This window comes from Kitasatospora sp. CM 4170 (assembly GCF_032110285.1).
GTDB classification, from domain to species: domain Bacteria; phylum Actinomycetota; class Actinomycetes; order Streptomycetales; family Streptomycetaceae; genus Kitasatospora; species Kitasatospora aburaviensis.
In genome coordinates, this window is record NZ_CP134877.1 from 3,079,841 (window position 1) to 3,105,579 (window position 25,739).

At 71.4% G+C, this 25,739-nt stretch carries 25 protein-coding genes and 1 riboswitch; of the genes, 17 read left to right on the forward strand and 8 right to left on the reverse strand.

Features of this window, described 5'->3' with window-relative positions; translation table 11 throughout:
* The first annotated feature begins 9 nt into the window (after nucleotides 1–9).
* Nucleotides 10–927 carry a hypothetical protein gene (locus RMN57_RS12540; RefSeq protein WP_313763480.1) on the forward strand — a complete coding sequence of 306 codons (918 nt, stop codon included), beginning with the start codon at nucleotides 10–12 and terminating at the stop codon, nucleotides 925–927.
* Nucleotides 928–1,056: 129 nt separating this feature from the next.
* On the opposite strand, the gene RMN57_RS12545 is transcribed toward RMN57_RS12540, so the two are convergent.
* From RMN57_RS12545 to RMN57_RS12555, 3 genes are all read right to left on the reverse strand, one after another.
* Nucleotides 1,057–2,136 carry a prenyltransferase gene (locus tag RMN57_RS12545; protein WP_313763481.1) on the reverse strand — a complete coding sequence of 360 codons (1,080 nt, stop codon included), beginning with the start codon at nucleotides 2,134–2,136 and terminating at the stop codon, nucleotides 1,057–1,059.
* Nucleotides 2,133–2,876, reverse strand: coding sequence for a class I SAM-dependent methyltransferase (locus RMN57_RS12550; RefSeq protein ID WP_313763482.1), 744 nt, complete (start codon nucleotides 2,874–2,876; stop codon nucleotides 2,133–2,135). The genes RMN57_RS12545 and RMN57_RS12550 overlap by 4 nt, the downstream gene beginning before the upstream one ends.
* A 162-nt stretch (nucleotides 2,877–3,038) precedes the next feature.
* Nucleotides 3,039–4,349 (reverse strand): glycosyltransferase family 4 protein, encoded by a 1,311-nt coding sequence (locus RMN57_RS12555; RefSeq protein WP_313763483.1) that lies wholly within the window; start codon nucleotides 4,347–4,349, stop codon nucleotides 3,039–3,041.
* A gap of 473 nt (nucleotides 4,350–4,822) precedes the next feature.
* On the opposite strand from RMN57_RS12555, the gene RMN57_RS12560 reads away from it, so the two are divergent.
* From RMN57_RS12560 to RMN57_RS12585, 6 genes are all read left to right on the forward strand, one after another.
* Nucleotides 4,823–5,386, forward strand: a complete 564-nt coding sequence (locus RMN57_RS12560; protein ID WP_313767802.1) for a TetR family transcriptional regulator — start codon at nucleotides 4,823–4,825, stop codon at nucleotides 5,384–5,386.
* A 326-nt stretch (nucleotides 5,387–5,712) separates the two neighbouring features.
* Nucleotides 5,713–5,777, forward strand: a riboswitch (cobalamin riboswitch).
* A 113-nt stretch (nucleotides 5,778–5,890) separates the two neighbouring features.
* Complete coding sequence (locus RMN57_RS12565; RefSeq protein ID WP_313763484.1) at nucleotides 5,891–7,177, forward strand: prenyltransferase/squalene oxidase repeat-containing protein; 1,287 nt, start codon at nucleotides 5,891–5,893, stop codon at nucleotides 7,175–7,177.
* A 128-nt stretch (nucleotides 7,178–7,305) separates the two neighbouring features.
* Nucleotides 7,306–8,076, forward strand: a complete 771-nt coding sequence (locus tag RMN57_RS12570; RefSeq protein ID WP_313763485.1) for an SCO2322 family protein — start codon at nucleotides 7,306–7,308, stop codon at nucleotides 8,074–8,076.
* Between the two features lie 154 nt (nucleotides 8,077–8,230).
* Entirely contained in the window at nucleotides 8,231–9,355 is a 1,125-nt protein-coding gene (locus tag RMN57_RS12575) for a CbiQ family ECF transporter T component (protein ID WP_380236052.1), read from the forward strand.
* On the forward strand, nucleotides 9,352–10,995 hold the full coding sequence (locus tag RMN57_RS12580) for an ATP-binding cassette domain-containing protein (RefSeq protein WP_313763486.1): 1,644 nt from the start codon (nucleotides 9,352–9,354) through the stop codon (nucleotides 10,993–10,995). The genes RMN57_RS12575 and RMN57_RS12580 overlap by 4 nt, the downstream gene beginning before the upstream one ends.
* On the forward strand, nucleotides 10,992–11,888 hold the full coding sequence (locus RMN57_RS12585; protein WP_380236050.1) for an ECF transporter S component: 897 nt from the start codon (nucleotides 10,992–10,994) through the stop codon (nucleotides 11,886–11,888). The genes RMN57_RS12580 and RMN57_RS12585 overlap by 4 nt, the downstream gene beginning before the upstream one ends.
* 50 nt (nucleotides 11,889–11,938) lie before the next feature.
* Here RMN57_RS12585 and RMN57_RS12590 read toward each other — a convergent pair whose 3' ends face one another.
* The 4 genes from RMN57_RS12590 to RMN57_RS12605 form a co-directional block, all read right to left on the reverse strand.
* The gene (locus tag RMN57_RS12590; protein ID WP_313763487.1) at nucleotides 11,939–12,568 is read right to left on the reverse strand and encodes a hypothetical protein; all 630 of its coding nucleotides are present in this window, start codon (nucleotides 12,566–12,568) and stop codon (nucleotides 11,939–11,941) included.
* 572 nt (nucleotides 12,569–13,140) lie between these two features.
* On the reverse strand, nucleotides 13,141–13,989 hold the full coding sequence (locus RMN57_RS12595; protein WP_313763488.1) for a helix-turn-helix domain-containing protein: 849 nt from the start codon (nucleotides 13,987–13,989) through the stop codon (nucleotides 13,141–13,143).
* Between the two features lie 244 nt (nucleotides 13,990–14,233).
* Nucleotides 14,234–14,917: a dihydrofolate reductase family protein gene (locus RMN57_RS12600; RefSeq protein ID WP_313763489.1), complete on the reverse strand. Its 684-nt coding sequence runs from the start codon at nucleotides 14,915–14,917 to the stop codon at nucleotides 14,234–14,236.
* A gap of 47 nt (nucleotides 14,918–14,964) precedes the next feature.
* Nucleotides 14,965–16,452 carry a helix-turn-helix transcriptional regulator gene (locus RMN57_RS12605; RefSeq protein ID WP_313763490.1) on the reverse strand — a complete coding sequence of 496 codons (1,488 nt, stop codon included), beginning with the start codon at nucleotides 16,450–16,452 and terminating at the stop codon, nucleotides 14,965–14,967.
* Nucleotides 16,453–16,665: 213 nt separating this feature from the next.
* On the opposite strand from RMN57_RS12605, the gene RMN57_RS12610 reads away from it, so the two are divergent.
* The 10 genes from RMN57_RS12610 to RMN57_RS12655 all read left to right on the forward strand — a co-directional run bounded on the left by RMN57_RS12610 (nucleotide 16,666) and on the right by RMN57_RS12655 (nucleotide 25,180).
* The gene (locus RMN57_RS12610) at nucleotides 16,666–17,082 is read left to right on the forward strand and encodes an ATP-binding protein (protein WP_313763491.1); all 417 of its coding nucleotides are present in this window, start codon (nucleotides 16,666–16,668) and stop codon (nucleotides 17,080–17,082) included.
* A gap of 273 nt (nucleotides 17,083–17,355) precedes the next feature.
* Nucleotides 17,356–17,790, forward strand: a complete 435-nt coding sequence (locus tag RMN57_RS12615; RefSeq protein ID WP_313763492.1) for an NUDIX domain-containing protein — start codon at nucleotides 17,356–17,358, stop codon at nucleotides 17,788–17,790.
* 33 nt (nucleotides 17,791–17,823) lie between these two features.
* On the forward strand, nucleotides 17,824–19,719 hold the full coding sequence (locus tag RMN57_RS12620; protein WP_313763493.1) for a radical SAM/SPASM domain-containing protein: 1,896 nt from the start codon (nucleotides 17,824–17,826) through the stop codon (nucleotides 19,717–19,719).
* Complete coding sequence (locus RMN57_RS12625; RefSeq protein WP_313763494.1) at nucleotides 19,716–20,348, forward strand: hypothetical protein; 633 nt, start codon at nucleotides 19,716–19,718, stop codon at nucleotides 20,346–20,348. Before RMN57_RS12620 ends, RMN57_RS12625 begins: the two co-directional genes overlap by 4 nt.
* Nucleotides 20,345–21,097, forward strand: coding sequence for a hypothetical protein (locus RMN57_RS12630; protein ID WP_313763495.1), 753 nt, complete (start codon nucleotides 20,345–20,347; stop codon nucleotides 21,095–21,097). The genes RMN57_RS12625 and RMN57_RS12630 overlap by 4 nt, the downstream gene beginning before the upstream one ends.
* Complete coding sequence (locus RMN57_RS12635) at nucleotides 21,094–21,789, forward strand: hypothetical protein (RefSeq protein ID WP_313763496.1); 696 nt, start codon at nucleotides 21,094–21,096, stop codon at nucleotides 21,787–21,789. Before RMN57_RS12630 ends, RMN57_RS12635 begins: the two co-directional genes overlap by 4 nt.
* Nucleotides 21,749–22,603 (forward strand): protein kinase domain-containing protein, encoded by an 855-nt coding sequence (locus RMN57_RS12640; protein WP_313763497.1) that lies wholly within the window; start codon nucleotides 21,749–21,751, stop codon nucleotides 22,601–22,603. Before RMN57_RS12635 ends, RMN57_RS12640 begins: the two co-directional genes overlap by 41 nt.
* A 98-nt stretch (nucleotides 22,604–22,701) precedes the next feature.
* Nucleotides 22,702–22,845: a hypothetical protein gene (locus tag RMN57_RS12645; RefSeq protein ID WP_313763498.1), complete on the forward strand. Its 144-nt coding sequence runs from the start codon at nucleotides 22,702–22,704 to the stop codon at nucleotides 22,843–22,845.
* A 98-nt stretch (nucleotides 22,846–22,943) separates the two neighbouring features.
* A complete protein-coding gene (locus RMN57_RS12650) occupies nucleotides 22,944–23,849 on the forward strand; it encodes an aKG-HExxH-type peptide beta-hydroxylase (RefSeq protein ID WP_313763499.1) in 906 nt (301 codons plus the stop codon).
* A complete protein-coding gene (locus RMN57_RS12655) occupies nucleotides 23,846–25,180 on the forward strand; it encodes a serine hydrolase domain-containing protein (protein WP_313763500.1) in 1,335 nt (444 codons plus the stop codon). Before RMN57_RS12650 ends, RMN57_RS12655 begins: the two co-directional genes overlap by 4 nt.
* Before the next feature lie 287 nt (nucleotides 25,181–25,467).
* On the opposite strand, the gene RMN57_RS12660 is transcribed toward RMN57_RS12655, so the two are convergent.
* The gene (locus RMN57_RS12660) at nucleotides 25,468–25,737 is read right to left on the reverse strand and encodes an NUDIX domain-containing protein (protein ID WP_313763501.1); all 270 of its coding nucleotides are present in this window, start codon (nucleotides 25,735–25,737) and stop codon (nucleotides 25,468–25,470) included.
* Nucleotides 25,738–25,739: the final 2 nt, after the last annotated feature.

The following is a 25,739-nucleotide window of genomic DNA, read 5'->3' on the forward strand; positions in this document are numbered from 1 at the left end:
GGAACGTTAGTGAATCTGCGCGCTCTCACCAGGGGAGACGCCGCCGTCGCAGGTGCGGCCGTCCTGCTCTTCATCGCATCCTTCCTGCCGTACTGGACCGTTGACTGCAGCGGCAGGTACTGCGGCGACACCTCGACGAACGCCTGGGACAGCGACCTGTTCCCCATCCTGCCGTCGGTCTTCCTGCTCGGCATCATCGCCGCCGCGCTGATCCTGGTGCAGCGTTTCCAGGGCGCCGCCGCCACCAACCGTCAGGTGCTCGGCCTGCGGCTGGACCAGTGGGGCATCGCCTTCGCCGTCACCGCGCTCTGGACCTCGATCTGGGCGCTGGGCGGCGGCCCGAAGGGCCTGGACCACGGCTTCGGCGCCTGGCTCGCCGTCATCGCGCTGATCGTGCTCGCCGGTGCGGCCGCCGCCGGCCCGCTGGTGCCCGCGCTGAAGGCGCCGCTGGTCAGCGACAAGCCGGCCGCCCCGCAGGGCTTCCCGGGCGGCTACCCGGCCCCGCAGCCGGGCCAGCCCGGTCAGCCCGGCCAGTACGGTTACCCGGCCCAGGGCCAGGACCCGCTCCAGGCGCAGTCCCCGGCCTTCGGCGGCCAGCCCGGCGGCTACGGCTACCCGGCCCCGCAGGCGGGCCAGCCCGGCCAGCCGCAGGACGCGGCGGCCCAGGCCGTCCCGCAGCCGGCTCCGGCCGCCCAGGCCCAGCCCGCCCCGGCCGCCCCGGCGGCCGACTTCGCGCCGTTCTGGTTCGCCGTTCCGGCGCCGCGCCAGCTGGGCTCGAAGGACAACCCGGCCGGCGGTCCGGTCGGCGAGCTGATCCCGGGCACCTGGTACCTGGCGGTCGAGCAGCGCGGCACCGCGCTGGTCGCCCAGCTCCAGGACGGCACCCAGGGCGTGCTGGCCGACACCACGGGCATCCAGCGCGGCTGACGTCCGGACGACGGACGCACCACGCCGAAGGGGCGGGACCGGATCTCTCCGGTCCCGCCCCTTCGGCGTTTCCCTCGGCCCTGGCGCCGGCCCCGCGGAACGCGACGGCCCGCGGCCCCGCCGGGCCGCTCAGCAGCAGTCCTGGACCACCAGCCCGGTCGGCAGGTCGTCGCCGCCGAAGACGGCCACCGTGGCCGGGTCGCCGCCGAGCGCCGCGACGGCCAGCAGCAGCGCCCCCGCCGTCCAGGTGGTGCGCTCCTCGGGCCAGATGGCGTCGTCCTCGAACACGTACCCGGTCCAGTACGAGCCGTCGGTGTGCCGCAGGTGCTTCTGGATCCACCGCAGGATGTCCACCGCGCGGTCGGACTCGCCCACCGCCCAGAGCGCCAGGGCCAGTTCGGCGCTCTCGCCGCCGGTCACCCAGGGGCGGTCGCTGACGCAGCGGACGCCGAGGCCCGGGACGACGAAGCGGTCCCACTCCCGCTCGATCCGCTCCAGCGCGGCCGGGCCGCGCAGCGCGGTGCCGAGCACCGGGTAGTACCAGTCCATCGAGAAGCGGTCCTTGTCCAGGAACCGCTCCGGGTGGTGCGCGATCGCGTGCCGCAGCCGGCCGGCCGCCAGCTCCCAGTCGGGCTGCGGCTCCTCCAGGTAGTCGGCGATCGCCAGGCCGCAGCGCAGCGCGTGCAGGATGCTGGAGGAGCCGGTCAGCAGCGCCTCGTCGGTCGCCTCGCCGTTCTCGGCCACCCGCCAGGCGATCGGCCCGCCGGGCAGCCGCAGGCCGACGATGAAGTCCAGCGCGCGCCGGACGACGGGCCAGATCCACTCCAGGAAGGCGTCGTCGCCGGTGCTGAGGTGGTGGTGCCAGACGCCGACCGCGACGTACGCGCAGAAGTTGGTCTCCTTGGCGGCGTTGACCACCTCGCCGTCCGGGCCGCCGTGTCCGTAGCCGTAGGCCGCGTACCAGGAGCCGTCGGCGTTCTGGCGGTCCGCCAGCCAGCGGTAGGCCGCCTCGGCGGCGGCGTGCTCGCCGGCCGTGTCCAGGGCCATCGCCGCCTCGGTGTGGTCCCACGGGTCGAGGTGGTGCCCGGTGAACCACGGTATGGCTCCGTCGCCCTGCTGCTCCGCGAGGATGCTGCGGACGGTGCCGGCCGCCTGCTCGGCGTCGAGCACCCCGTCCAGCAGCAGCGCCTCGGGAACGGCGGCGGTCACGCCACCCCGCCCGGGGCGCGGTTCGGCTTGGAGGCGTAGGCGACGAAGCTCTTGCCGATGACCGGGTTGAGCGCCTTCTCGGCGGCCTTGGTGAGGGTGCTGATCACCGGGGTGCCGACGATGTCCCAGACCAGCAGCTGATGGTAGGCCTTGACCGGCAGCGCCTTGTCGTTGTCCACGCCGACCGCGCACTTGATCCACCAGTACGGCGAGTGCAGCGCGTGCGCGTGGTGGGTGCCGTAGGGCTCCAGGCCGGCGTCCTTGAGCTTGCCGAGCAGCTCGTCGCCCCGGTAGATCCGGATGTGGCCGCCCTCGACCTCGTGGTACTCGTCGGAGAGCGCCCAGCAGATCTTCTCCGGCAGCCAGCGCGGCACGGTGACGGCGAGCAGGCCGCCGGGCTTGAGCACCCGGAACATCTCGTTGAGCACGCCCTTGTCGTCCGGGATGTGCTCCATCACCTCGGAGATGATGATCTTGTCGAAGTACTCGTCCTCGAACGGAAGGGCCAGCGCGTTGCCCTCGATCGCGACCGCCGACGCGCCCTCGGGGGCCTCGCCGGCCTGCTCCATGGCCGCGAACCACTTCCTGACCTCGGCGATCTCCTCGGTGTTCTGGTCGAGGGCGACCACGTTGGCCCCGCGCCGGTAGCACTCGAACGCGTGCCGCCCCCCGCCGCAGCCCAGGTCGAGCACCCGGTCGCCAGGGGCGAGCGGGAAGCGCGAGAAATCAACGGTCAGCACTGCGGGCTCCCATTCCTTTGGTACCAAACGTTTCCGGCCCCGAGCCGGGCCCGGGCCGGTCCCGGGCCGACCTGGACCGGCCTGGGCCGACCTGGACCGGCCGCCGCGACCCGCGTCGGGGCCGGGCCCGGCGCGGAGCGGACAGAGCGGTCCGGCGCGCCGTCAGGCGACATAGCGCCAGCCCGGACCGGAGCGGGCCCGCCGCCCCGTCCCGGTGGCGATCGCCTCCCGGTAGGCCTCCGCGGTCAGTTCGGCGGCCCGCCGCCAGGTGAACCGCTCCAGCACCCGCTCCCGACCGGCCTCGCCGAGGGTCCGGCGCAGCTCCGGGTCGTCCAGCAGCCGGCCGAGCGCGGCCGCCAGCGCGCCCGCGTCGCCCGGGGGCACCGCGAGGCAGGTCTCGCCGTCCGGCCCGGCCACCTCGGGGATCGCCCCGCCGGTGGTGGCGACCAGCGGCGTGCCGGTGGCCATCGCCTCGGCGGCCGGCAGCGAGAAGCCCTCGTACAGGGACGGCACGCAGGCCACCTCGGCCGAGCGGTACAGGTCGACCAGTTCCTCGTCGGTCAGCCCGGTGCGGAACTCGATGTGCTGCTCCAGCCCGAAGCGCCGCACCGCGTCGGAGACCGGCCCCTGCTCCTTCTGCGGCTTGCCGACCACGACCAGGTGGGCGTCCCGCTCGGTGCGGACCTTCGCCAGCGCCTCCACCAGGTGGACGAGTCCCTTGAGCGGGACGTCGGCGCTGGAGGTGGTGACGATCCGGCCGGGCACCCGGGCGATCCGCTCGGACGGCGACCAGAGCCGGGTGTCGGCGCCGATCGGCACCACCGAGACCGCGCCGGGCGCGGCACCCAGGTGCTCGACGATCTCCCGCTTCGAGGAGCCGGAGACGGTGACGATGTGGTCCAGCCGCGCGGTGACCCGGCGCTGCATCCGGGTGAACGCGTACCAGCGGCGCAGCGAGAGCCGGCGCAGCCGGGTGGTGGCGGCGTCCAGCTCCAACTGCCGGTCGACCGTGATCGGGTGGTGGATCGTGGTGACCAGCGGGAACCCGTGCCGGGCCAGCCCGAGCAGGCCGTAGCCGAGGGTCTGGTTGTCGTGCACCACGTCGTAGCGGCCCTTGTGCCGGGCCAGGTACTGGCGGGCGCGGAGCGAGAACGTCAGCGGCTCGGGGAAGCCGCCGGTGCGCATGGTGGCGACCTCCAGCACGTCCACCGGGCCGCGGTACTCGGCGAGGGCGGGGGTGCGGAAGGGGTCGTCGGCGCGGTAGAGGTCCAGGCTCGGCAGCTCGACCAGGCGGACCGAGCCGGGGCCCTCCACCGCGTCCAGCACCGGGTACGGCTGAGCGCCGATCACGTCCACGTGGTGCCCGAGGCGGGCCAGTTCACGGGAGAGGTGACGTACGTAGACGCCCTGGCCACCGCAGAACGGGTCGCCGCGGTACGACAACAGGGCGATCCGCAGCGGCTGCGCGGTCATCGTCGGCCCCCATCTCTGCTGCTAGGTGTGCTACCGGTCGGCTGCCGGGTGTGCTGCCGGTCGCTAAAGTAGATCAGGTTTCAGTGTGGTGTGGAGTTCACCAGTGACCATGTGAACAATGAGAGACCTCGAAGATACCGGCCCGTAGCATTCCGTCAGACGCCAGGGCTGGTGATTCACGCCACGCCGGACCACCCGGCCGGGCCCGCCGGAGCGGCTCCGCCGGACCGGTTCCGGACCGGTTCGGAACCACGTCGCAACCATGTTGGACACCTCGCCACTCTCGCGCCCCGGGAGCATCCTTGCCGTCGTCCGCCACGCCCGCGCCCACCGCCGCTTCCGCCGCCGACGCCGCGGGTTCGACCGTCCCCCCGGCCGGGGCGGCGGCGGCCCCGCCGGCCGGGGCCCCCTCCGGTCCGCCGTCCGGACCGCCCCCCACTGCTCCGTCCGGGTCGTTCGCCACCGATCCGCCGCTGACCGCGCGCCAGGCCGAGCGGCGCCGGCGGATCCTGCGCGCGGCCACCGTCCTGGCCGCCCGCGGCGGGTACGAGGCGGTGCAGATGCGCGAGGTCGCGGAGGGCGCGCAGGTCGCGCTCGGCACCCTCTACCGGTACTTCCCGTCCAAGGTGCACCTGCTGGTCGCGGTGATGCTGGAACAGCTCCAGGGCCTCCAGGAGCAGGTCAGACGCCATCCGCCGGCCGAGCGGGAGCCGGCGCCGCGGGTCGCCGAGACGCTCACCCGGGCGTTCCACGCGCTCCAGCGCGAGCCGCTGCTGGCCGAGGCGATGGTCCGGGCGCTCTCCTTCGCCGACCGCTCGGTGAGCGCCGAGGTGGACCTGGTGAGCTCGGCCACCGGGCAGCTGATCCTGGACGCGATCGGCCAGTCCGGTCCGCCCACCGAGAGCCAGCGTGCCGCCGTCCGGGTGATCGAGCACACCTGGCACTCGGCCCTGGTGTCGTGGCTGTCCGGCCGGGCCTCGATCGCGGAGGTCCGCGCCGACCTCCACACGGCGGCACAACTGCTCACCCTGCCCTGAGGAGGGCGCGCCGGGACCGCCCCGCGCCCCGTCAGGGTCGTCCACGCCGATTCGGGGGCTCTCCCGCGCCCCGGGCCTCCACCATGTCTCCCCCGGGCCTCCGCCGACTCTCCCCCGGGCCTCCCCGCCCGTCCACCGTCCGGCCCCGGCGTCCCGGGGCGCCCGGGCGGGGTCTCGAACGCCCCCGCGGCCGCGGCCGCGCCGGCGGCCGGCCCGCGCGGGTCCGCAAGTGGAACGTGTTCTCGCCCACGTCGGTCCGACGGGCTCCGCGCGGCGGCTAAAGTCGACGGGCAGGACAACTCCATCCCGCTTCTCCCCCGGGGAAAGCCGGTGCGAATCCGGCACTGACCCGCAACCGTGAGCCCGGCGCCGGACGGCCGGGCGAGTCGGAGTGCCCGGGGCGAAGCGAGCGGCCAGTCCGGGCAGGAGCAGCGCCCGGCACCGTCGAGGACTACGGAACGGCCCACGGGCCACCACACCGCTCATCGAAAGGCTCAACCGACCATGCTCACCGCCGCCCGCCTGGGCGCCGCCGCCCTGACCGCTGCGCTGCTGACCGGCACCGCCGCCGCACCGGCCCTCGCCGACAGCCCGTCCCCGAGCGCCGCACCCGCCACCCCCGAGGGCCTGTACGGCAAGGGCGACCCGACCTACGACGGCGTGTGGCGGCAGTCGCTCGCCCTCACCGCACTGGCCGGCGCCAAGGCGACGCCCGCCGACTCGGCCGTCTCCTGGCTCACCGGCCAGCAGTGCGCGGACGGCGGCTGGCCGTCGTTCCGGGCCGACACCGCGGCCGCGTGCGACGCCAAGACCGAGGACAGCAACGCGACCGCCGTCGCCGTCCAGGCCCTGATCGCGCTCGGCGGGCACCAGGGCGCCGTCGACAAGGGCGTCCAGTGGCTCAAGGCGAACCAGAACGCGGACGGCAGCTGGGCCTACAACCCCGGCAGCCCCGGCGACGCCAACTCCACCGGCCTGGCCGTGAACGCCCTGTTCGCCGCCAAGGCGGACCCGGCCGGCGTCGCCAAGGCCGGCAAGAACGCCTTCGACGGCCTGGCGCTCTTCCAGCTCGGCTGCGCCGCCCCCGCCGACCAGCGCGGCGCCTTCGCCTACCAGCCCAAGCCGGACGGCGCGCTCGACGCGAACGCGCTCGCCACCGCGCAGGCCGCGCTGGCCGCGGCCGGCGGGAAGCTGCCGGTCACCAACACCAACCGGACCGACGCCGCGCCCAAGGCCCTGGCGTGCGCCGAGGGTGCGGGCGCGACGACCGTCCCCCACGCCGACTCCGCCGAGGCGGTCGGTGCCCACCTGACCGCGCAGCTCGCGGCGGGCGGCCAGCACCTCACCCTGACCACCCCGGGCGCCGCCCCGACCCCCGACTACACCGCCACCGCCTGGGCCGCGCTCGGCCTGATCCAGGGCGGCCACCCGCAGCAGGCCGCCGGCGCGGTGGACTGGCTCGCCAAGGAGGGCGGCACCTGGACCAAGGGCGGCACCGACGCCTCCGCCACCGCCACGCTGCTGATGGTCGCGCAGGCCGCCCAGCGCGACCCGGCCTCGTTCGGCGGCGACCTGGTCGCGCAGCTGACCGCCCTCGGCCCGGCGCCCAAGGCGACCTCGGCCGCGTCCGGCACGTCCGCCTCGTCCGCTGCGGCGTCGTCGGCGCCGGCGAAGGAGGAGAAGAAGGACGGCGGCATCGGGCAGTGGTGGCTGATCGGCGTCGGCCTGCTGATCGGCATCGGCGGCGGGCTGGTGCTCAGCCTCCAGCGCAAGCGCGGCCCGAAGCTGTGACCGGGCCCGCCACCCCCGGGCCGGACGCCACGACCGGCCCGGGCGTCGCGTCCGGCCCGGGTGCGGCGTCCCGCCCGGGCGTGGCGGGTGAGCCGTCGGCACCCGGGGAACCGCAGCGCTGTCGGCGGGTGGCGCCCGCGGTCGTCCGGTTCGCCGCCGGAGTGATCACCGGGCTGCTGATCCTGCTGATGCTCGCGGCCGCCCCGGCCCAGGCGGCACCGGATCGGGCGGCGACGGATCGGGCGGCAGCGCCTCAGGCGGCACCGGCCCGGGCCGCCGGGGCACGTGCCGGGGCCTCGGCCGGGTACCGGTACTGGTCGTTCTGGAAGTGGTCCGACGGCACCTGGGCGTACCAGCAGCAGGGGCCGGCCGTGTACGTCCCGCGGGACGGCGGCGTGGACGGGTGGCGCTTCGCGGTCAGCCCCGACGGTGGCCGGGACGCCGCCCGGCCGGGGGGCTCCGGGGACTTCGCCACGATCTGCGGCAGCACGCCGGACCAGTCCGGGCGCAAGCGCATCGCCGTGGTCCTGGACTTCGGCACCGCCGCCGACGCCGCCGGCGAGACCCCGCCCGAGCGCCGGACGGCGTGCGCCGTGGTCCCCGCCAACGCCACCTCGGCCGAGGTGCTGGCCACCGTCGCCCCGCCCCTGCGGTACGACACCAACGGCCTGCTCTGCGCCATCGCCGGCTACCCGAAGTCCGGCTGCGGCGACCGGCTCGGCGCGGCCGCCCAGCCCACCGCCCAGGTCACCGACGGCAGCGGCCCGGGGAGCGGAGGCGGCACCGAGGCCGGCAGCGGGGACGGTGGCGCCGGCCCCGACATCGGCCTGATCGCCGGAGCCGCTCTGGTGGCCGTCCTGGCCGCAGGCGCGGTCCGGCAGACGCGCCGCCGGCGCTGAGCGGCGACCACCGCCCGACCGCTGGAGCGACCTCCTGGCACAGGAAGTCGGCCCGCCCGACTTCCTGCGCCGGAGCCGGCACCGCCCCGCCCGCCCCGGCCCCAGCCCAGCCCCGCCCCGCCCCGCCCCGCCCCCGACCCTGGACCGCTCCCCCGTGACCGAACCCCGCGCCTCCGGCCCGCCCCGCGCCACCCGACGCCCGCCCGCCGGCCCCCGCCAGCTGCACCCCGGGGCCTGGTGGCTGTGGGCGCTCGGCCTGGGCGCAGCCGCCACCCGGACCACCAACCCGCTCCTGCTGCTCCTGCTCGCCGCCGTCGCCGGCTACGTCGTCGCGGCCCGGCGCGGCGATGCACCGTGGTCGCGCTCCTACGGCGCGTTCCTCCGGCTCGGCCTGCTGGTGCTCGGCATCCGCCTGCTCTTCGCCGTGCTGCTCGGCTCACCGATCCCCGGCACGCACGTCCTCTTCACCCTCCCCGAGGTGCCGCTGCCCGCCTGGGCGCAAGGCGTGCGCATCGGCGGCCGGGTCACCGTCGAGGGCCTGCTCGCCGCGCTCTACGACGGCCTGCGGCTGGCCACCCTGCTGGTCTGCGTCGGCGCCGCCAACGCCCTCGCCAGCCCGGCCCGGCTGCTGCGCACGCTCCCCGGCGCGCTCTACGAGGCGGGCGTGGCCGTCGTGGTGGCGATGACCTTCGCGCCCAACCTGGTCGCCGACGTCCGCCGGCTGCGCGCCGCCCGCCGCCTGCGCGGGCGCACCGACCGCGGCATCGCCGCCGTGCTGAGCGTCGGACTTCCCGTCCTGGAGGGCGCGTTGGAGCGTTCGGTGGCGCTCGCCGCCGCCATGGACACCCGCGGCTTCGGCCGCACCGCCGACGTCCCGCGGCCCCTGGCCCGCACCACCGCCGCGCTCACCCTGGCCGGCCTGCTCGGGATCTGCCTCGCCGCGTACGGACTGCTGACGGCCGGCGGTGCCGGCTGGGCCGTGCCGGTCCTGCTGCTCGGCCTGGCCGCCGCCTTCGCCGGTCTGCTGCTCGGCAGCCGCCGGTCGGTCCGGACCCGCTACCGCCCCGATCCGTGGGCGCTGCCCGAGTGGCTGACCGCCGGATCCGGCGCCGCGGTGGCCGCGTCGACGATCTGGCTCGCCGGCGTCGATCCGGCCGCCTTCGCCCCCACCGTCGTGCCGCCGACCGCACCCGCCCTGCCCCTGGCCGCCGTCCTCGCCGTCCTGATCGGCCTGGTCCCGGCGTTCGCCGCCCCGCATCCGCCCCGGAGGGTTTCGTGATCACCTTCGAGCAGGTCTCCGTGCAGTACGCCGACGCCGCCGCCCCGGCGCTCAGCGGCGTCGACCTGACCGTCCCCGAGGGCGAACTCTGCCTGCTGGTGGGCCCGTCCGGCTCCGGCAAGTCCACCCTGCTGGGCACGGTGAGCGGTCTCGTCCCGCACTTCACCGGCGGCGTGCTGCACGGCCGGGTCACCGTCGGCGGCCGCGACACCCGGGAGCACCGGCCGCGCGACCTCGCCGACCTGGTCGGCACGGTGGGCCAGGACCCGCTCGCACACTTCGTCACCGACACCGTCGAGGACGAACTCACCTACGGCATGGAGTCGTTGGGCCTGGCTCCGGACGTGATGCGGCGGCGGGTCGAGGAGACGCTGGACCTGCTCGGCCTCGCCGACCTGCGCGACCGCGCGCTCACCTCGCTCTCCGGCGGCCAGCAGCAGCGCGTGGCCATCGGCTCGGTGCTCACCGCCCACCCGCGGGTGCTGGTCCTGGACGAGCCCACCTCCGCGCTCGACCCGGGTGCGGCCGAGGAGGTGCTGGCCGTGCTGCAGCGGCTGGTCCACGACCTCGGCACCACCGTGCTGATGGCCGAGCACCGGCTGGAGCGGGTGGTCCAGTACGCCGACCAGGTCCTGCTGCTGGGCCCCGGCGAGCCGCCCGTCCTCGGCGAGCCCGCCGAGGTGATGGCCCACTCCCCCGTCCACCCGCCCGTCGTCGGCCTCGGCCGGCTGGCCGGCTGGCGTCCGCTGCCGCTCTCGGTCCGCGACGCCCGCCGCAAGGCCGGCGCGCTGCGTACGCGTCTCGACGGCCTGCGGCCCGTTGCCGCACCGGAGGTCGATGCGGCGGGAGGCGCCGCACCCGGTCCCGCCGCATCCCCCGTCGCGGAGGCCGAGCGCCTCGTCGTCAGGCGCGGCCCGGTGCCGGCCCTGCGCGGCGTGGACCTCACCCTCCTCCCGGGCGAGATCACCGCGCTCATGGGCCGCAACGGCGCCGGCAAGTCCACCCTGCTCGGCACGCTCGTCGGCCTGCACGCCCCCGCGTCCGGCAGCGCCCGGGTCGGCGGCCGCACGCCGCACCGCACCCGGCCCGCCGAGCTGATCCGCCAGGTCGGCCTCGTCCCGCAGGACCCGCGCGACCTGCTGTACGGGGAGAGCGTCGTCGCCGAGTGCGCCGCCGCCGACACTGACGCGGGCGCCGCCCCGGGCACCTGCCGCGCCCTGGTCGAGCGGCTGCTGCCCGGCGTCCCCGACGCCGCGCACCCGCGCGACCTCTCCGAGGGCCAGCGGCTCACCCTCGCGCTGGCCGTCGTGCTGACCGCGCGCCCGCCGCTGGTGCTGCTGGACGAGCCGACCCGCGGCCTGGACTACGCCGCCAAGGCCCGGCTGGTCGAGATCCTGCGCACGCTGGCCGCCGAGGGCCACACCGTCCTGCTCGCCACCCACGACGTCGAGCTGGCCGCCGAACTCTCCCACCGCACGGTCATCATGGCGGACGGCGAGATCGTCGCGGACGGCCCGACCCCGGAGGTCGTGGTCTCCTCCCCGGCCTTCGCGCCGCAGGTCGCCAAGGTGCTCGCACCGGGCCCCTGGCTCACCGTCCGCCAGGTCGAACGAGCCCTGGCGGAGGTCGAGCCGTCGTGACCGCCGTCGACCCGAAGGCCGTCCCCGCTGCGGACGACCTCACCACCACCCGCCGCCGGCTCGCCCGCCCCGTCCCGCTCGGCCGCCGCTCGATCGCCGTCCTGGCGCTCACCTCCCTCGTCGGCGTGGCCGGCTTCGGCTGGCCGCTGCTCGCCGCCACCGACTCCGCGCTGGTCGGCCACTCGACCGACGCCCCGTGGCTGTTCGCCCTCCTGCTGCCCCTCCTGCTCGCCGTCGTCGTGGCCCAGATCTCCGAGGGGCGGTCGGCGGGCGGCGGTGCGCCCGGCCTGGACGCCAAGTCGGTGGCCCTGCTCGGCGTCCTCGCCGCCGCAGGTGCCGCACTGCGGCCGCTCGGCGCCGGGACGGCCGGGCTGGAGCCGATGTTCTTCCTGATGGTGCTGGCCGGGCGAGTGCTCGGGCCGGGCTTCGGCTTCGTGCTCGGCTCGCTGTCGATGTTCGCGTCCGCGCTGCTGACCGGCGGGGTCGGGCCGTGGCTGCCGTTCCAGATGCTCGCCATGGGCTGGGTCTGCCTCGGCGCGGGTCTGCTCCCGGGCGCAGCCACCCTGCGCGGCCGCGGCGAGCTCGCCATGCTCGCCGGGTACGGGGCCGTGGCCTCGGTCCTCTACGGCACGATCATGAACCTCCAGGGCTGGCCCTACATCGCGGGCCTCTCCGGTTCGATCTCGTTCGTCCCGGGCGACCCGGTCAGCGCCAACCTGGTCCGGTTCGCCGCCTACTGCCTGGCCACCTCGCTCGGTTGGGACCTGCCCCGGGCGGCGCTCACCGTCGTCCTCTGCCTCACCCTGGGCACGTCCGTCCTGCGCGCCCTGCGCCGGGCGACCCGCCGCGCCGCCTTCAACGCCCCGGCGACCTTCAACCCGCCGGAGGCGTGAGGGGGTGCGCCGCGGCGGCCGAACGGGCCGGGGCGCACCTTCTCGGTGCGCTATCTGACCGCCGAGTTCAGAAGGCTCGCGAGCGAACGGTTGACCTGCCTGGTTGCGCTCACAGAGCCATGGCGAGGGGGGACTCGTCCGGCAACCCCGCCGATCGGTACGGCGGGACAGTCGGGGGCTTTCTCCTGCTTCTGCAGTTCGTCTTCGAGATCCTTGATCAGCGCACTCGTCTTCCGGTGCAGCTTGGAGAACCGCGCGATCAGGTAGCGCTGCCGGAGGTCGAGCGGGCCCGCACTCTCTCTCATCTCGCGAAGGATCGACTGGAACTCGAGGTCGAAGAACAGAGAGAGATTGCGGAGTCCTTCCCCGAACTTACCCCGATGGAATTCACACCGCTGGGCGTCACTGGACTGCCGCCCCTCCATGTGTTCCTGTAACGCGAGAAGTCTCTTGACGGACTCCGCCAGGAACTCTGCCAGGTGCGCCTTGGCCTGCCGCTCTGCGGTGAGACTCTCAAGAAGTTCCTGTGCCGAGGCCGGCGAATACCCTGGACCGCTGTGTGTGACGGCGTCGAGGACGCGCCCGATTCGAGAATTCCGCGGCATGGACCAGCTGTCCGCGGTATCGAACTCGTAGCCGGGCCCACGCCTTGCCAGGGCATCGGAGAGCTTCGCAGTCATTTCACGCACCACCTTCGGATACCGATGTGGACAGGCTCTCGGGGGACTCTGCTGCAGGCCTTCGCCCTCGCGACGTCCTCGTAGCCTGACGGGGAGTCCTGGCAGGAGCATCGCCATCCCGCTGGCTGGCGGCCGCCACCTGTGGACCCATGCGCTGCCACTGTTCGAGGATGGCCGGGGCACCCGCCCCAGCCATCAGTGCGCCCAGCGTTCCGAGCGGACCTGACGCAGCCAGCCCCCACGCGACAATTGCGCCGAGGACGATGCGAATCAGTTCGCCGGTGAGATATATCCCGAATGTAGGGCCGTTCTTGACGTGCCAAGGCCACTGTCGCCTGGTCTGAAGGTGGCGGTAGAGGGAGACGAGGAAGATCAGCCCACCGCCCACAGCTCCACACAGGAAGCTCTGCCAGTGTGGCATGGCACTCCTTCACTCGGCCCGCGCCGACTCAAGGGGGCCAGCGCCCCGGGACACAACCTGACTGTCAGTCAGGCCTACCCAGTGTAGTGAGGCCGGAAGACCTGTGCTGGCTGAATGAGTGATCGACGCCTCGACCGACCCGCCTACGGCGCTAACCCGCCTGGCACGCAGGACACACCCGTCCGGCCATGGCCACCGGCCGCCCGCACAGGCCGTCCCGCCCGGGACACTCATGGCCGACGGCGCTCGGGCTGTGCGTGGTGGCGATGCGCTCGCCTCTCGGGACCGGCGGCACCGCCGACAGCCTCGCCGAGACGATCGCCCCGACGCTGTGGGTGATCCTCTCCGGTAGTGGCGCGGCCAGGATGCTCGTGAGCGCGTCCGCGGTCCAGCCGCCCGCGAGCAGGCCCTCCACCCGGGCGGCCTGATCGTTCAACGGCTTACCGGCCAGAGCGAACCGAGGGTTGCGGCGGCCGAGTTCGAGCAGTAGCGCCATGCCTTCCGTTGCGCGCTGCGGGCGAGGCGGCGCGATCTTCACCGTCAACCTCTCGGACGGAGGGACGGAAGGTTCTTCCGCATCCTTCACCGCTTCCTTTACGGAAGGGCTTCCCGCGTTCCCGCCACCCGTCGGCCCAGCTCCGGGCCGACCGTCGGCCGGGGGTACGGGAAGCGGCGGCATCGCGTGCACCGCTTTGCCCGTCATGGGCACCTCGTGGACGGAGACCACCGTCCGGACCTGACCGGTGACCGGGTCGCGGTGCGTCCGGCGAATGTAGTGGCCGGCCTCTTCCAGCTCACGCAGCGCGCGAGCCACGGTCGCGCGCCCCTCCACGCTCTTCGCGGCGAGCGTGCGGACGTCCTCGCGCGAGCCGTCGGGCAGGCTGAGCAGGTAGCCGAGCAGCCCGCGCGCGGCCCAACTCAGCGAGTGCTTCCGGACGACATGCCCGTTGTCCAGGATCGTGTACCCGGGTGGGTGCTGAGGGATACGATGAATGTGCATTCGGGTTTCTCGTTCCTGGGTGCCATACCCCGGGGTGTTCCAGCACCGCCGGGGCTCACTGTTTGTCGAACACCGAGCGCCGTTCCGAGCGCTCGTGCCGCAATCGTCACCGTAATGCCGTCGCCGGGCCCCCAATTCCCTTTCATGTCACCCGATCAGGCGGCGCAAGCGCACCCCACCCGGCGCGCACCCAGAACCCGAGCGGCGCACCCCGGCAGCCAGCACCCAGGGGCGCGCCTCATCCTCAGGCGGTGCGCTGCTTCGGTGCGTAACGCAGCAGAACGACGTCTCCGACGGTCGTGGCGTCGAGCAGCTTCATGCGGCTGGTGCTGCCACCGGGGTACTCGGCGGGATGAACGAAGCGCGGGGCCGCAGCCTGGCCGACCAGCAACGGGGCGATGGCGAGGTGTACCTCGTCGGCGAGGTTCTGCGCGAGGAACTGCGTGTGGATCTGTCCGCCGCCTTCAACCATGAGGCGCTCAACGCCGCGGCTACCGAGGTCGTCGAGCACGGCCTCGAAGTCCATGGTCGGACCGGTGCTGACCACGTCGGCCAGGCCGTCGAGTTCCTCGCGGAGCTTCGTGACCGCGCCGTCGGTGGTGTAGACGACCTTCTGGTCGCCGAAGTGCCAGAACTTGAGGTCCCGGCCGAGATCGCCGCTGGCGGTGATCGTCACCTTGAGCGGGTACTCCGACTTACCGGCCGCGACGCGGTCGGCACGGCGCTTCTCACTGTTGACGAGCAGCCGCGGGTTGTCGCTGCGGAGCGTGTTTCCACCGATCAGGATGGCGTCGGACTCCGCCCGAACCTGGTCGACGCGGTCGAAGTCCTCAGCGTTCGACAACAGCAGGCGCTGAGGTGACGTGTCATCGATGTGGCCGTCCACGGACGTGGCGACACTCAGGAGGACGTACGGACGCTCGGCCATCTCGGTTCCTTCGCATGGTGGGGCGGTTGGACGACTGCCTATTGTGATCAGACGTCATGGAGCATGACGTTGTCGAGGGCTTCCCGGAACTCCACGACCTCGGTCACTGACACCCAGCGCTGCAGCTTCGCGTCGAGCACCGCGAGCTCGGTGAAGATCCGGGCCGAGCCGGTCGCCGTGGCGATAACCAGCGCCGCCGAGCCGCTGGCAGCAGCCGTCTCGGGTCCGTCTGCGTGGAGCTGGGCGACGGCTGCGCGGGCCAGGTAGACGCCGCGGTCACGACGGTACGACGTGGGCAGTGCGCAGACGGCGCGCTCGAAGCCGGCCGCAGCGTCCTGATGGTTGCCAAGGGCCAGGAGTGAGCGGGCTCGCTGCGCCTCCACGTAGGCGGCGTCCAACCAGCGGCCACGGGTGATCCCGTCGTTGTCGGGGCCCATGACGACCTCCAGCGCCTGGTCGTAGGCGTTCCGGCTGGCCCGTTCATCACCGCGGAGAGCGTGACCATGAGCGCCGTAGATGGCACCCATCGCGCTGAGGCGGCTTCGCGGCGGCGCTATCCGCTGGGCGGCTTCAGCGAGGTCGATGGTGTCGAGGGGGTCGCGCATGTCACCGGCGAGCTGCGCCTTGCGGGCCATGGTATAGATCGTCAGATCGAGGGCGCCGGCCACGGTCGACCATTCGACGGCTCGGTCGGCCCAGTACTGGGCAGCACGGAAGTCTCCGCTGTCCTGGTAAAGCCAGCTGCAGAACTCGGCGTATTCGGCCTGGACTTGCATCAGGTCCTGCCGATCCCGCCCGGACGCTTCCTGGCGAAGCTGCTGCACCCGGCGAATGTGGTCCTGAACATCGGTGACCACGTTCCGAGGGCCAAGAAAGTTGTCGCACTCAACCAGCGAACGCCGCAGGGCCCGGAAGTTCTCCACCGGATGCATGCTTGAAGTAAGGAGCCCAGCCGACACTGGCTTGGTCGGCGGCAAGCTCAACGACAGGCCTGGAGCTTGAAGCGGCGTGGCCCCGGCGGCAGCGGTGACGCCTCGAAGGAGCTTCCGGCGCGGCATTGTCACGAAGGTGACTCTCCCGTCCGATGCGCGACAGGCGACCCGCACCTCGCCGTTCATCAGTGTCATCGCCGAGCCGAGAGCGGCCGCGTCAATCTGCTTCCCGACCGATCTGCGTTCGCCGGCCTCGACCATGGGCAGTGAAGAGGCTGAGGACTTCGCCGGATGCGATGCGCCCCTGGACATGTCGGGCCTGTCCACATCCGACCCCCGATTGTCCGCATCGCGGCCAACATGTTCCAAGCCACGTGCGAGGACCCCACCGGTGCCCAGGACAGCGTCGAGAGCGGCCGCGAGGCCCGGCTTGCAAGGGCGTTGAGCCTTCTCAATCTTCGCGATCAGATCCCCACTGACGTGCACCGAGGCACCAAGCGCGTCTTGGGACAACCGCCGAGCCTTGCGCCAATGACGCAGCTCGGCGCCGAACCAGTCGCGGGCGGATCTGGACGGCTCCAGCGCCCTCGGTCGTTGCGGCATCGCTCCCTCCCTCTTCCGGCTGATCTGGACAACGCTGGTTGTCCGCATGCCGGGCTGGCCTCCGGGCCCTGCCAGGGTGCTGAATGGTTCCACAGCGTTCCGCGCTCATTACACACCGCCATCGGTGGGTTGCGGGCCGGTTTGCGGGACGCACATTGAAGTGAGAGCAGCCGAAGGTTGTCACATCACGCTACATCGGCCGAGGGGAACCAAATGCCTGTCACGGAAGCGAGGTTGAAGCGGCACTACCGGGCTGCACTGCCAGGGATCCAGCCCGAGGCAATGGGGCTGCTTCGACAGATCGTCCGAGCACACCTTCGCCTCTGGGACAAGGTCGAGCTGACCGAGATCGCCGAACTCTGCGTGACCGAGCTGCTGACCAACGTCTGCAAGCACACCGCTGGCGACTGCGAACTGCACATGGAGGAGACACCTGATGGCATCCTCGTCGCCATCACGGACTTCGACGACACGATGCCGACCATCCAGAAGCCAGCCGACGACACCGAAGGTGGCCGTGGCCTGGTCCTCCTGAGCGCCCTGGTGAATGAACTCACCACGGTATCCATCCCGTTGGGCAAGAGGATCTCGTTCCGCCTGGAGGATCACCGATGCGACCGGGACAACTGATCGCATTGACCGCCGAACGAGTCACGGTCCTCGCTGGCAGTTCTATCCCGCCACGCGAGCAGGCCGTGATCATGCCGTCCGAGGTCGACCGAAAGCCGGCGCAAGAGCGAGAACCACCCATGCCCTATCGGCTCCAGTCGCTCTGAATTGACGATCAATTCAGCGAAACAGACTTGCTGATCCCCGGAGATCCCGGCGGGTCGGCATCCGAATCGGGGACAACAGCCGGACCGCCCGGCCCCAATCACCCTTCACCAAGAAAGGGGCACATCCATGCCTGAGAAGGTCACCAAGGACAAGGTGCTTGTCTACGTCGTTCGTGACGGACGGCTGCTGGTGTTCCGGCACACCGACTACACCTACGAGGAGGTCGGCATCCAGGTCCCCGCCGGCAGCATCCGCCCCGGGGAGACCCCCGAGATGGCCGCCCTCCGTGAGGCCCGAGAGGAGACCGGTCTGACCGACTTCAAGATCGTGCGCAAGCTCGGCGAGACCGAGTACGACATCAGTCCGTACCGGTTCGAGATCCAACACCGGCACGTCTTTCACCTGGAGCTCACCGAGCCCACCCCCGAGCGGTGGGTGAGCCAGGAGGACCACGATGGCGAGCAGGATCCGACTCACTTCGAGTGCTTCTGGATCCCGCTAGAGGCCGCACACATCCTCCAGTCCGGCCAGGGTGCCCTCCTGGGGCGTCTGTCCGACTGACCCAGTCCGACCACGGCAGTGAGAAGGCAACCGATGCACCGCACCATCGAACGGCACCACCACGGGATTGAACGGCTTTATCGGAGCCTGGACTCCGACGACACCAGCACCGCGGTGTCGGTCATCGTCAAGGTTCGCGGCGAGACCTGCAACGTCGACTGCCTCTACTGCTACGAGAAGCGCAAGGAGGCGCCCGGAGGTGCCCGGGTCAACGCCGCTCAGATCGGGCGCCTGGCCACCCTCTTCCGAGGCCGCCCTCTCGCCGTGGAGATCCACGGAGGTGAGCCGCTGACCGCCGGGAAGGAACACATCGCCGAGATACTCCGCGAGCTTTCCGCCCTGCCCAGGGTTGTTCGGATCACCCTGCAAACGAACGGCGTCCTGCTCGACGAGGGCTGGCTGGACCTCTTCGAGGATCTGTGCCCGACACTGCACGTGGGCGTCTCGCTGGACGGCGACGCCCAGGGCAACACCTGGCGAGTTGGCTACGACGGCAGGCCGATCTACCCTCGGATCGCCCGAGCTCTGAACCTGCTGAGCGATCGGGGCCGCAGCGTCGGAGTGATCGCCGCTGTGACCCCGGCCGTGCTGGGACGGGCCGAAGCCGTCCTTGACCATCTCGCCGGCTTCGGCTCGGTGAACGCCGTCAGCTTCGTGCCCTGCTTCGACACCGCCATCCGCCGGCCCACTGCGGCAACGGGTCGGCGTGCCCCGGCCAGCCGCCTGCTCCAACAAGCAGCCATGGGTTCGGACGGAGGACCAGCCTGGGCGATCCACCCCGATGAGTACGCCGAGTTCGTACTCGCCGCCACCGCGCGCTGGATCCGCGCCGGCTACTTCGCCCATCTCAAGCTCGAACCGGCCGTCTCCGCCATCCGGCGACTCCGCGGACTCGGGACAGGCTTCTGCCACTTCTCCGACCTCAAGTGCGACCACGTACTCACGCTCTACCCCGACGGCCGCCTCGGCAGTTGCGACGAACTGCCCTGGCCTCAGGCCCAGCTCACTCTCCTGGACACGACGAACGACCAACACGAGGTCGCTAGGGCCCAGCGGAGCTCCACCCTCCTCAACCAGGGCAAGGCCCTTATGCAGAGGTGCACGACCTGCGACTACCGCAGCACCTGTGGCGGAGGGTGCGTCGCCACCCACTGGCGCATGAACCTCGTCGACGGGCAGGACGCCTACTGCGACCACCGCATGCGCGTGATCGACGGCGTGGCTGCCCTGCTCGCACAGCCCGCCCACCCCGACGGTGCCTGGTGCCGAACACTGCGCTGGCGCCCCCGCAGCCCGAACAGCATGCGAGACGTGGCTGGCTTCGCCGCCCGTTGGGACGACCGCACCCCACCCCACAACACCGTCAGGCTGCGCACCAGCTCCCAGGGCAACATCAACACCATCGGGCGACCTGGAGTCCACGAGGCCGACGACCTCGACCCCTCTCACCCTCAGTGGCGCGACGCTATCGAACCGGGGGTCTGGTCCCTGGTCCACACCGTGACCAGCCATTGGAACCTCATCACGTACGACAGCTGCGAGGGACACGCTTACACGGACCTCGAGCTGGAGCCCGCCGTCCGCAAGGTCGGCATCCTCGCCCGTGACCAGGACGAGTACGCCGATGCCGCCTCTGCCCTGTGCCGCGCCGCCGTAGCGGCCGCAGCCGCACTGCCGCCAGCCATCACCGTCACGCTCGGCCGTTCAATGCTGACCTGCGAGACCACCGGGGCAGTGGAGCCCGTTCTCGACCTCGCCCTCCAACCGGGGGCCGGCCACAGCTGGGATGACTACTTTGCCCACTTGGACGACGCCACGGTCGTGCTCGCCCTGGCTTTGCGCGACGAACACCCGAGCCGCGGCCCTGCATGTTCCTGCCCCGTCCCAGCCGGACGTAGCGCCTGCTCGCCCGAGGAGACACGGTCATGACCACGGGCCTCGACGACGTCACGCTGCACCAGCTACTCGGTCGCATCGTCTACTTCCACAGCCTCTTCATCGAGCCCGCGTTCACCCCTATCGAGGAGCACGACCGGGGCGAGGCGTGCTGCAACCACGGCTCCGACGCCCACCGGCGCACCGCCTACGGCCTCCTCGCGACCACCGCCTGGATCGCCCTCGATGAGATCGCTGCCACCTTGTCCGGACACCACGTGCCGTGTCCTCGCCGGAATAACAGCTGCTGTGCCACCTGTCGGGTCGCCACCGCGGGCGCGGCCATCGCCGACGCCTGGATCGTCACTGAACACCGCGCCTACGGCCGGCCCCAGCCCGACGAGCACCTTCGTCAGGTGTGCCGCACAGCAGCTGCCGCCCGCCTCGCCCACATCTTCGCTGCCCAGCACACCGCTGCCTGCTCCGCCCTCACATCGCTCATCCCAACCGTCGGCAGCCCTCCGCCTCCCGCCGCCGAGAACCTTCCGCTCATCGGCGAACTGCTCGCCCTGTGGCAGGCCCCCCTCACCACAGCCCGCCACCCGGTAGTCAGCTGGCTCAACCACTGCACCGCCTTGGACGACGTGCACCGCGTACGTGAGACGAAGAGGAGCCAGCAATGATCCACATCGCCGAGACCGTCGGCTTCGGCAGCGTCGAGAACTTCATCGACCTCGCCGAACAGAGCCACCTCACCGCCCTGATGAACGACTTCCTGGCCGCCCGGGACCGCGCTTGCTTCGGCAGCGACCGCCACGTCTCCATCCACGAAATCCCCGACCACACCGCCGAGCAGGTCATGGCCGTCTACGAGCCCGCCGGTCGGATCGAGGTCCCGCACATCCCCGACGAGGCCGAGGTGGCGCTCCAGCACGCCTTTGAGCGCGCCCGCCCGGTTCTCGCCCGTGTCATGCCCTCCATCACCGCTTGCCGTCCCTGGACCTACGTCGAGTACGGCCCCGGCCAACACATCACTTCCCACCTCGACGGCATCGCCCCCGACCCTCTCAACTGGCCCCGCCAGATCGCCGGTATCAGCGTCGTCATCACCCCTGCCGAAGCCGGCGGCGGCTTCTACGTCGAGACCGCTTCCAGCGACCAGCTCTGGCACACGCGGCTCACCGACGCCACCCACTACGGCTACGCAGACGGCATGTGGCTCGCCCACGACGGCGCCGACAACTCCGCCACCTGGTTCCAGCAGATGCCCCGCACCCGCTGGAACGTCGAGCCTGGCCCCGGCACCGCTCTGCTCTACGGCTCCCAACTCACCCACGGCACGGTCCCCGTCCTCCACGGCCGTGCCGCCAAATTCATCAGCTGGCTGATCGCCGATCCCGCCCCGGATTCCGCCATCGATGACCGGAGGTGACCACGGTGCTGCTGGCCCTGGAAGGAATCGCAGGTGCCGGAAAGAGCACCCTGCGCGACCGTCTACTCCTCGACGCCCACGCCGACGGCATCGTCCTCAGCCACACCGGCCAGTTCTCCTGGCTCGCACCGACCGCCACCCGAACCCTCATCCGCCTCCGTGCGGGCCATCCGGCCGACAGCACAGACGAGGCGTCGGAAGCCGCCTGCTGGGACCTCGCCCTCCACGCCCGCTTCAACCTCACTCCCGCCCTGACGCTCGGCCCGGTGATCGCCGACCGGCTCATCCTCTCCACCGTCGCCTTGCTCGCCCTCCTCCACCAGCAGCCGGTCCGCACGCTCGTCGGACGCCTCGCCGAACAGTCCACTGCCTGGCCACAGCTGACCGTTCTGCTCACGACACCACCCGAGACCTGCAACACACGAATTGCCGCTCGGGCGACAGCCCGGCGCTTCGCCGAGGACCTGGGCACCTCCCACCGGCTGGCTGACCTGTACGAGCAGGCTGCCAACGCATGGACCGAGACCACCGGCCTACCTGTCCTGCGGCATTCCTGCGCCACCACACAGGACCTCAACCACCTGGCCTCCGCCTGTCTCGAATGGCTCCGCATGAGCGTCTTCCCGCCGCCCCGAATCCAGGAAACAGCCGATGAACCTGCACCCCCTCCACCCCGCAGCATGGGTCCTTGACCAGGTCCGAGACGCCGGTTGGAAAGTCCACGACCTTCTTGCCTTCACCCGAGCCAGCACCATCATCGAGGTCAGCTGCCTCGGCCAGGCTCCCGTCGTCCTCAAGGCCGGATTTGGCAGCAACCACGTCCTCGCCGAACTCGACGACACGGCCAAGCCGGCCGCATACGGCTTCTACTGGTACGCCCGACTGACCGACGCCGAACGTGCCTTGGCCCGCTACGACTTCCTCCACGAAACCGAACTCACCCGGGCCGCCAGCGGAACCAATCACGTGGTTCCCATGCTGGAACGCGGCAGCTGCGAACGCTTCGACTGGTACACCATGCCGCACTGCGCGGATGGCAACTTCCAGGCGCTGCTGGGAGGTGATCCGTCCGGTGAGGGATTGGGGATCCTCGCCGACGTCGCAGACGGCCTCTGCGAACTCCATCGTCGCGGCATTGTGCACCGGGACGTCTACCAGGAGAACATCCTCATCCACGAGGGCCGAGGGCTGATCACCGACCTCGGCGCAGCCCGTCACACCGATACCCCGCGTGGACCGACCTCCCGAGGACCCGAGGTCCACTGGCCGCCCGAGTACGCCACCGGCTACCACCACGCGACCACTGCTGCCGATGTCTTCAGCCTCGGCGTCCTCGCCTACCGGTACCTACGCGCGGACATCCCCCGCTTCGGCTCACCACACGAACACGCCAACAGCCCGTGTGACCTGGGGACCATCGTCGCGGCCGCCCTCGCCCATGCGCCGGCCGACCGGCCAGCCATGGACGAACTGCGCGACGCGCTCAGGCGAGCCAGCCGCAGCTGACCCACCTACTCCAGAAGGGCCCGAAATGCACAGGGCTAGAGCACCGCCCCGAACCCAAGCACCTTCCACTCCACTCCAACAACCCAAAGAGGCACTCCATGGACATCGACACCCCCATTAGTGACTTCCTTGCCGCCGTCGAGGACCTGCGCGGCGAGGACGAGACCGTCCGCACCACCGCGCACACCTCCAGCGTCTCGGCCGAGGGCTGGCCGACCACCGACGAGGGCGACGTCGCCTGATCACCCAGCCGCCGGAGCTCCGAGCACCGGCAGTGAACACCCCTGGGGCTGGGCCGACCGGACCGGCCCCAGGGCCCTGACCCGACGAGGAGAACCCCGTGGACGCACCCGTCGCCTTCGACTTCCCGCCCATCAATCGCCTTCACCGCAGCCGCATCACAAAGATCCACAGCGTCACCCACCCGACGGTGCGGCCGGCCCCGATCGGCGACGCCGCACTCGACTACTGCCTGGCTCACCACGTGCTCGAAGGCTCCGAGACAGCAGCCCGCAGCAACGACTCTGCCCTGTTCGACTGGTACGCGGCCAACCCCGATGCCGGAGCCACCAGCAAGCTCACCCCCACCATCGTCGGCCCGCGCGTCATCCTCAGCCCCGACCCTGCCGACTTGCCACGCTCACCGATCTCCGAAACCCCGTACTACGTCCTGCGGCCCGAGGCAGTCCAGGCCCCGCTCGGCCTTAGGAGCCTCGCTGTTTCCGCTTACTCCATCGCCGCTGGCAACGGCTTCGCCGACCTCCTCGCGGGACACGCCGTCGTTGCCTGCCTGCTGCACACGAAACGACTCGGCGACACTCTGGACAGCTGGACCATTACCCGTCTGCCCGGAACCATCTACGTCGACCACGTCGGCGACCCGATCGTCCTCGCCCGGGACCTGATCCACGAGGCTGGCCACAACTGGCTCAACGACGCCCTCACCGCGACAGCGTGCAAGCTCAGTGACGCCGAGCACTTCTACTCTCCGTGGAAGCAGATCGATCGACCGGCCTTCGGCTTCCTCCATGCCTGCTGGGCCTTCCCCCTCACCATGATCTACACCGCTCGCGTCCTCGCCCGGACAGACGGCGATCGCCACGACTACCTCACGGCCTATCTCGACCAACAGCGGTGCCTACTCGCCAACACCGCCATCTCGCACGCCCGCGCCCTGCGACTGATCACCCACGACGGGCTACGCACTCGCCTGCACTCCGTATACCTGCAGGCTCTCGCCCTGTGAGCGGCCACCGGCTCGGCGTACTGCGAGCGACGGAGCCCGGAGTCTCGGTTCTGCTCCGCCGCCCTGGCGAAGACGCCATCCAACTGCACTTCGGGTTGGCCAACCTCGAACATGCAGTCCCGATCGACGCCAACACCGCATTCAACGTCGGTTCAGTCGCCAAGCAGATCACTGCACACCTCGTTCTGCTCGCCGCCCAGAATGGCATGCTCGCGCTCGACCAACAGGCGAACCAGCTGCTCCCTGAGCTCCAAGTCCACGATCTCACCATCAGCGACCTGATCACCCATCGATCCGGCCTTCGCGACGCCGAGTCCTTGGTCTCCCTTGCTGGCCTCCGTGACCTCGACCATTACACCGCCGATGACCTGGTCAGCCTTGCCTGCTGGCAGCGGCAGAGAGCAGTCCCCGAAGGCCAGTTCCTTTACAGCAACACCAACTACCTCCTGCTAGCCAAGCTCCTCGAAACCGTCCACGGAATGGACCTGGCCAGCCTCGCCCGGAGACGTCTCTTCGACCGACTGGGCATGGACGCCACGCACTTCAAGTCTGATCCTCGACAACTCATCCCGTGCGCCGCCAGCGCTTACCACCTCACTTCCGGCGGCTGGCAGCACAGTGCCGAGCCCGTCAGCCTGCCCGGTCCCGGCTCCCTCTGGACCACCCCGGCCGACCTCGATCGGTGGCTCGGCCACCTACACGATCGCTGGCAGCGGGCCGATCTCGAGCTGCCCGATCAGAACGTCGTGCCGTATCAAGCTGCCGACCATGCTCCGTACCTATACGGGGCCGGCCTGTACGGGGGCTTCAGGAGCGCGCAACGCATCGTCTTCCACCTTGGCCACGAGCAGGGCTTCTCCGCGGCAGTCCACATGGTGGATACAGGCACGCGGGTGATCTGCCTTTCCAACAATCACGCAATCGGCGACCGCATCGCCGCGACGCTCATCACCAGAGTCCTGCAGAATCCCACCGCGAATTTGGAGCGCTCACTCGCCCAGGCCTTACGAACCGGTTCAGCGAGACCAAATGAGTCGAACCGCGATAGATGCAAGGAGACCCTGACCGGCCCCGATTGCGGCACCGATCTCGGCAGCTTCGCTTGCCCGGACGTGCCCGGGGTGCTCCGGCTCAGCCGTAGCAATACAGTTCTGCGTCTCTGGCGCCGAGGCGCAAGTGACTCACTGGTCCCGTCGGGATCGCGAAGCTACACCGGACCAGGCTATCGACTGACCCTCCAGTTGAGGCCTGGAGATGACGCCATCCCCGCTGGCTTCATCCTGGACCTTGACCGCGCTCCGCGCCTCCACTACAAGCGCCAATCCGGCTGAGAAGTCGCTCCGGCCCTGCGCGGCCAGGGCCGGAAGGAATAGGCATCGGCGAGGCGCCAGCTTGTGCAGACGAGAAGTTGTGCGTGCCTCAATTGGACGCCGCCCCTGACACTGACGCGCCCCCGGACGGTCGACCGGGGGCGCGCCGTTTGAGTACCCGTCCGCCGAATGCGCTGGGCTTCCAGCCGCACGGGGACCCGGCCCGGGCTCGGGCAACGGCGGCGGCCCGTCTCTCGGAGCGCCGAGAGACGGGCCGCGCCGCAGACCTTCCGGGGTGCGGCTCTGGATCAGGGGGTGATCAGGTTGCGGACTGCGTCGCTGACCTCGGGGAGGTCCGCCGGGAGTGCCCACCGGTAGGCGTCGTGTTCGGTGAGGACGACCGGTTCGGTCTTCTCCACGGTGACGGCGAAGTTGAACTGGCGGGTGGTGCCGCCCCAGCTGTTCCGGTAGTCGAAGTGCCTGATGTAACCGGTGACCTGTTCGATGGCCAGGCCGGTCTCCTCCGCCGTCTCCCGGTGAAGGGCGGAACTTGGACCGGCCGGGATCTGCGTGAACACTG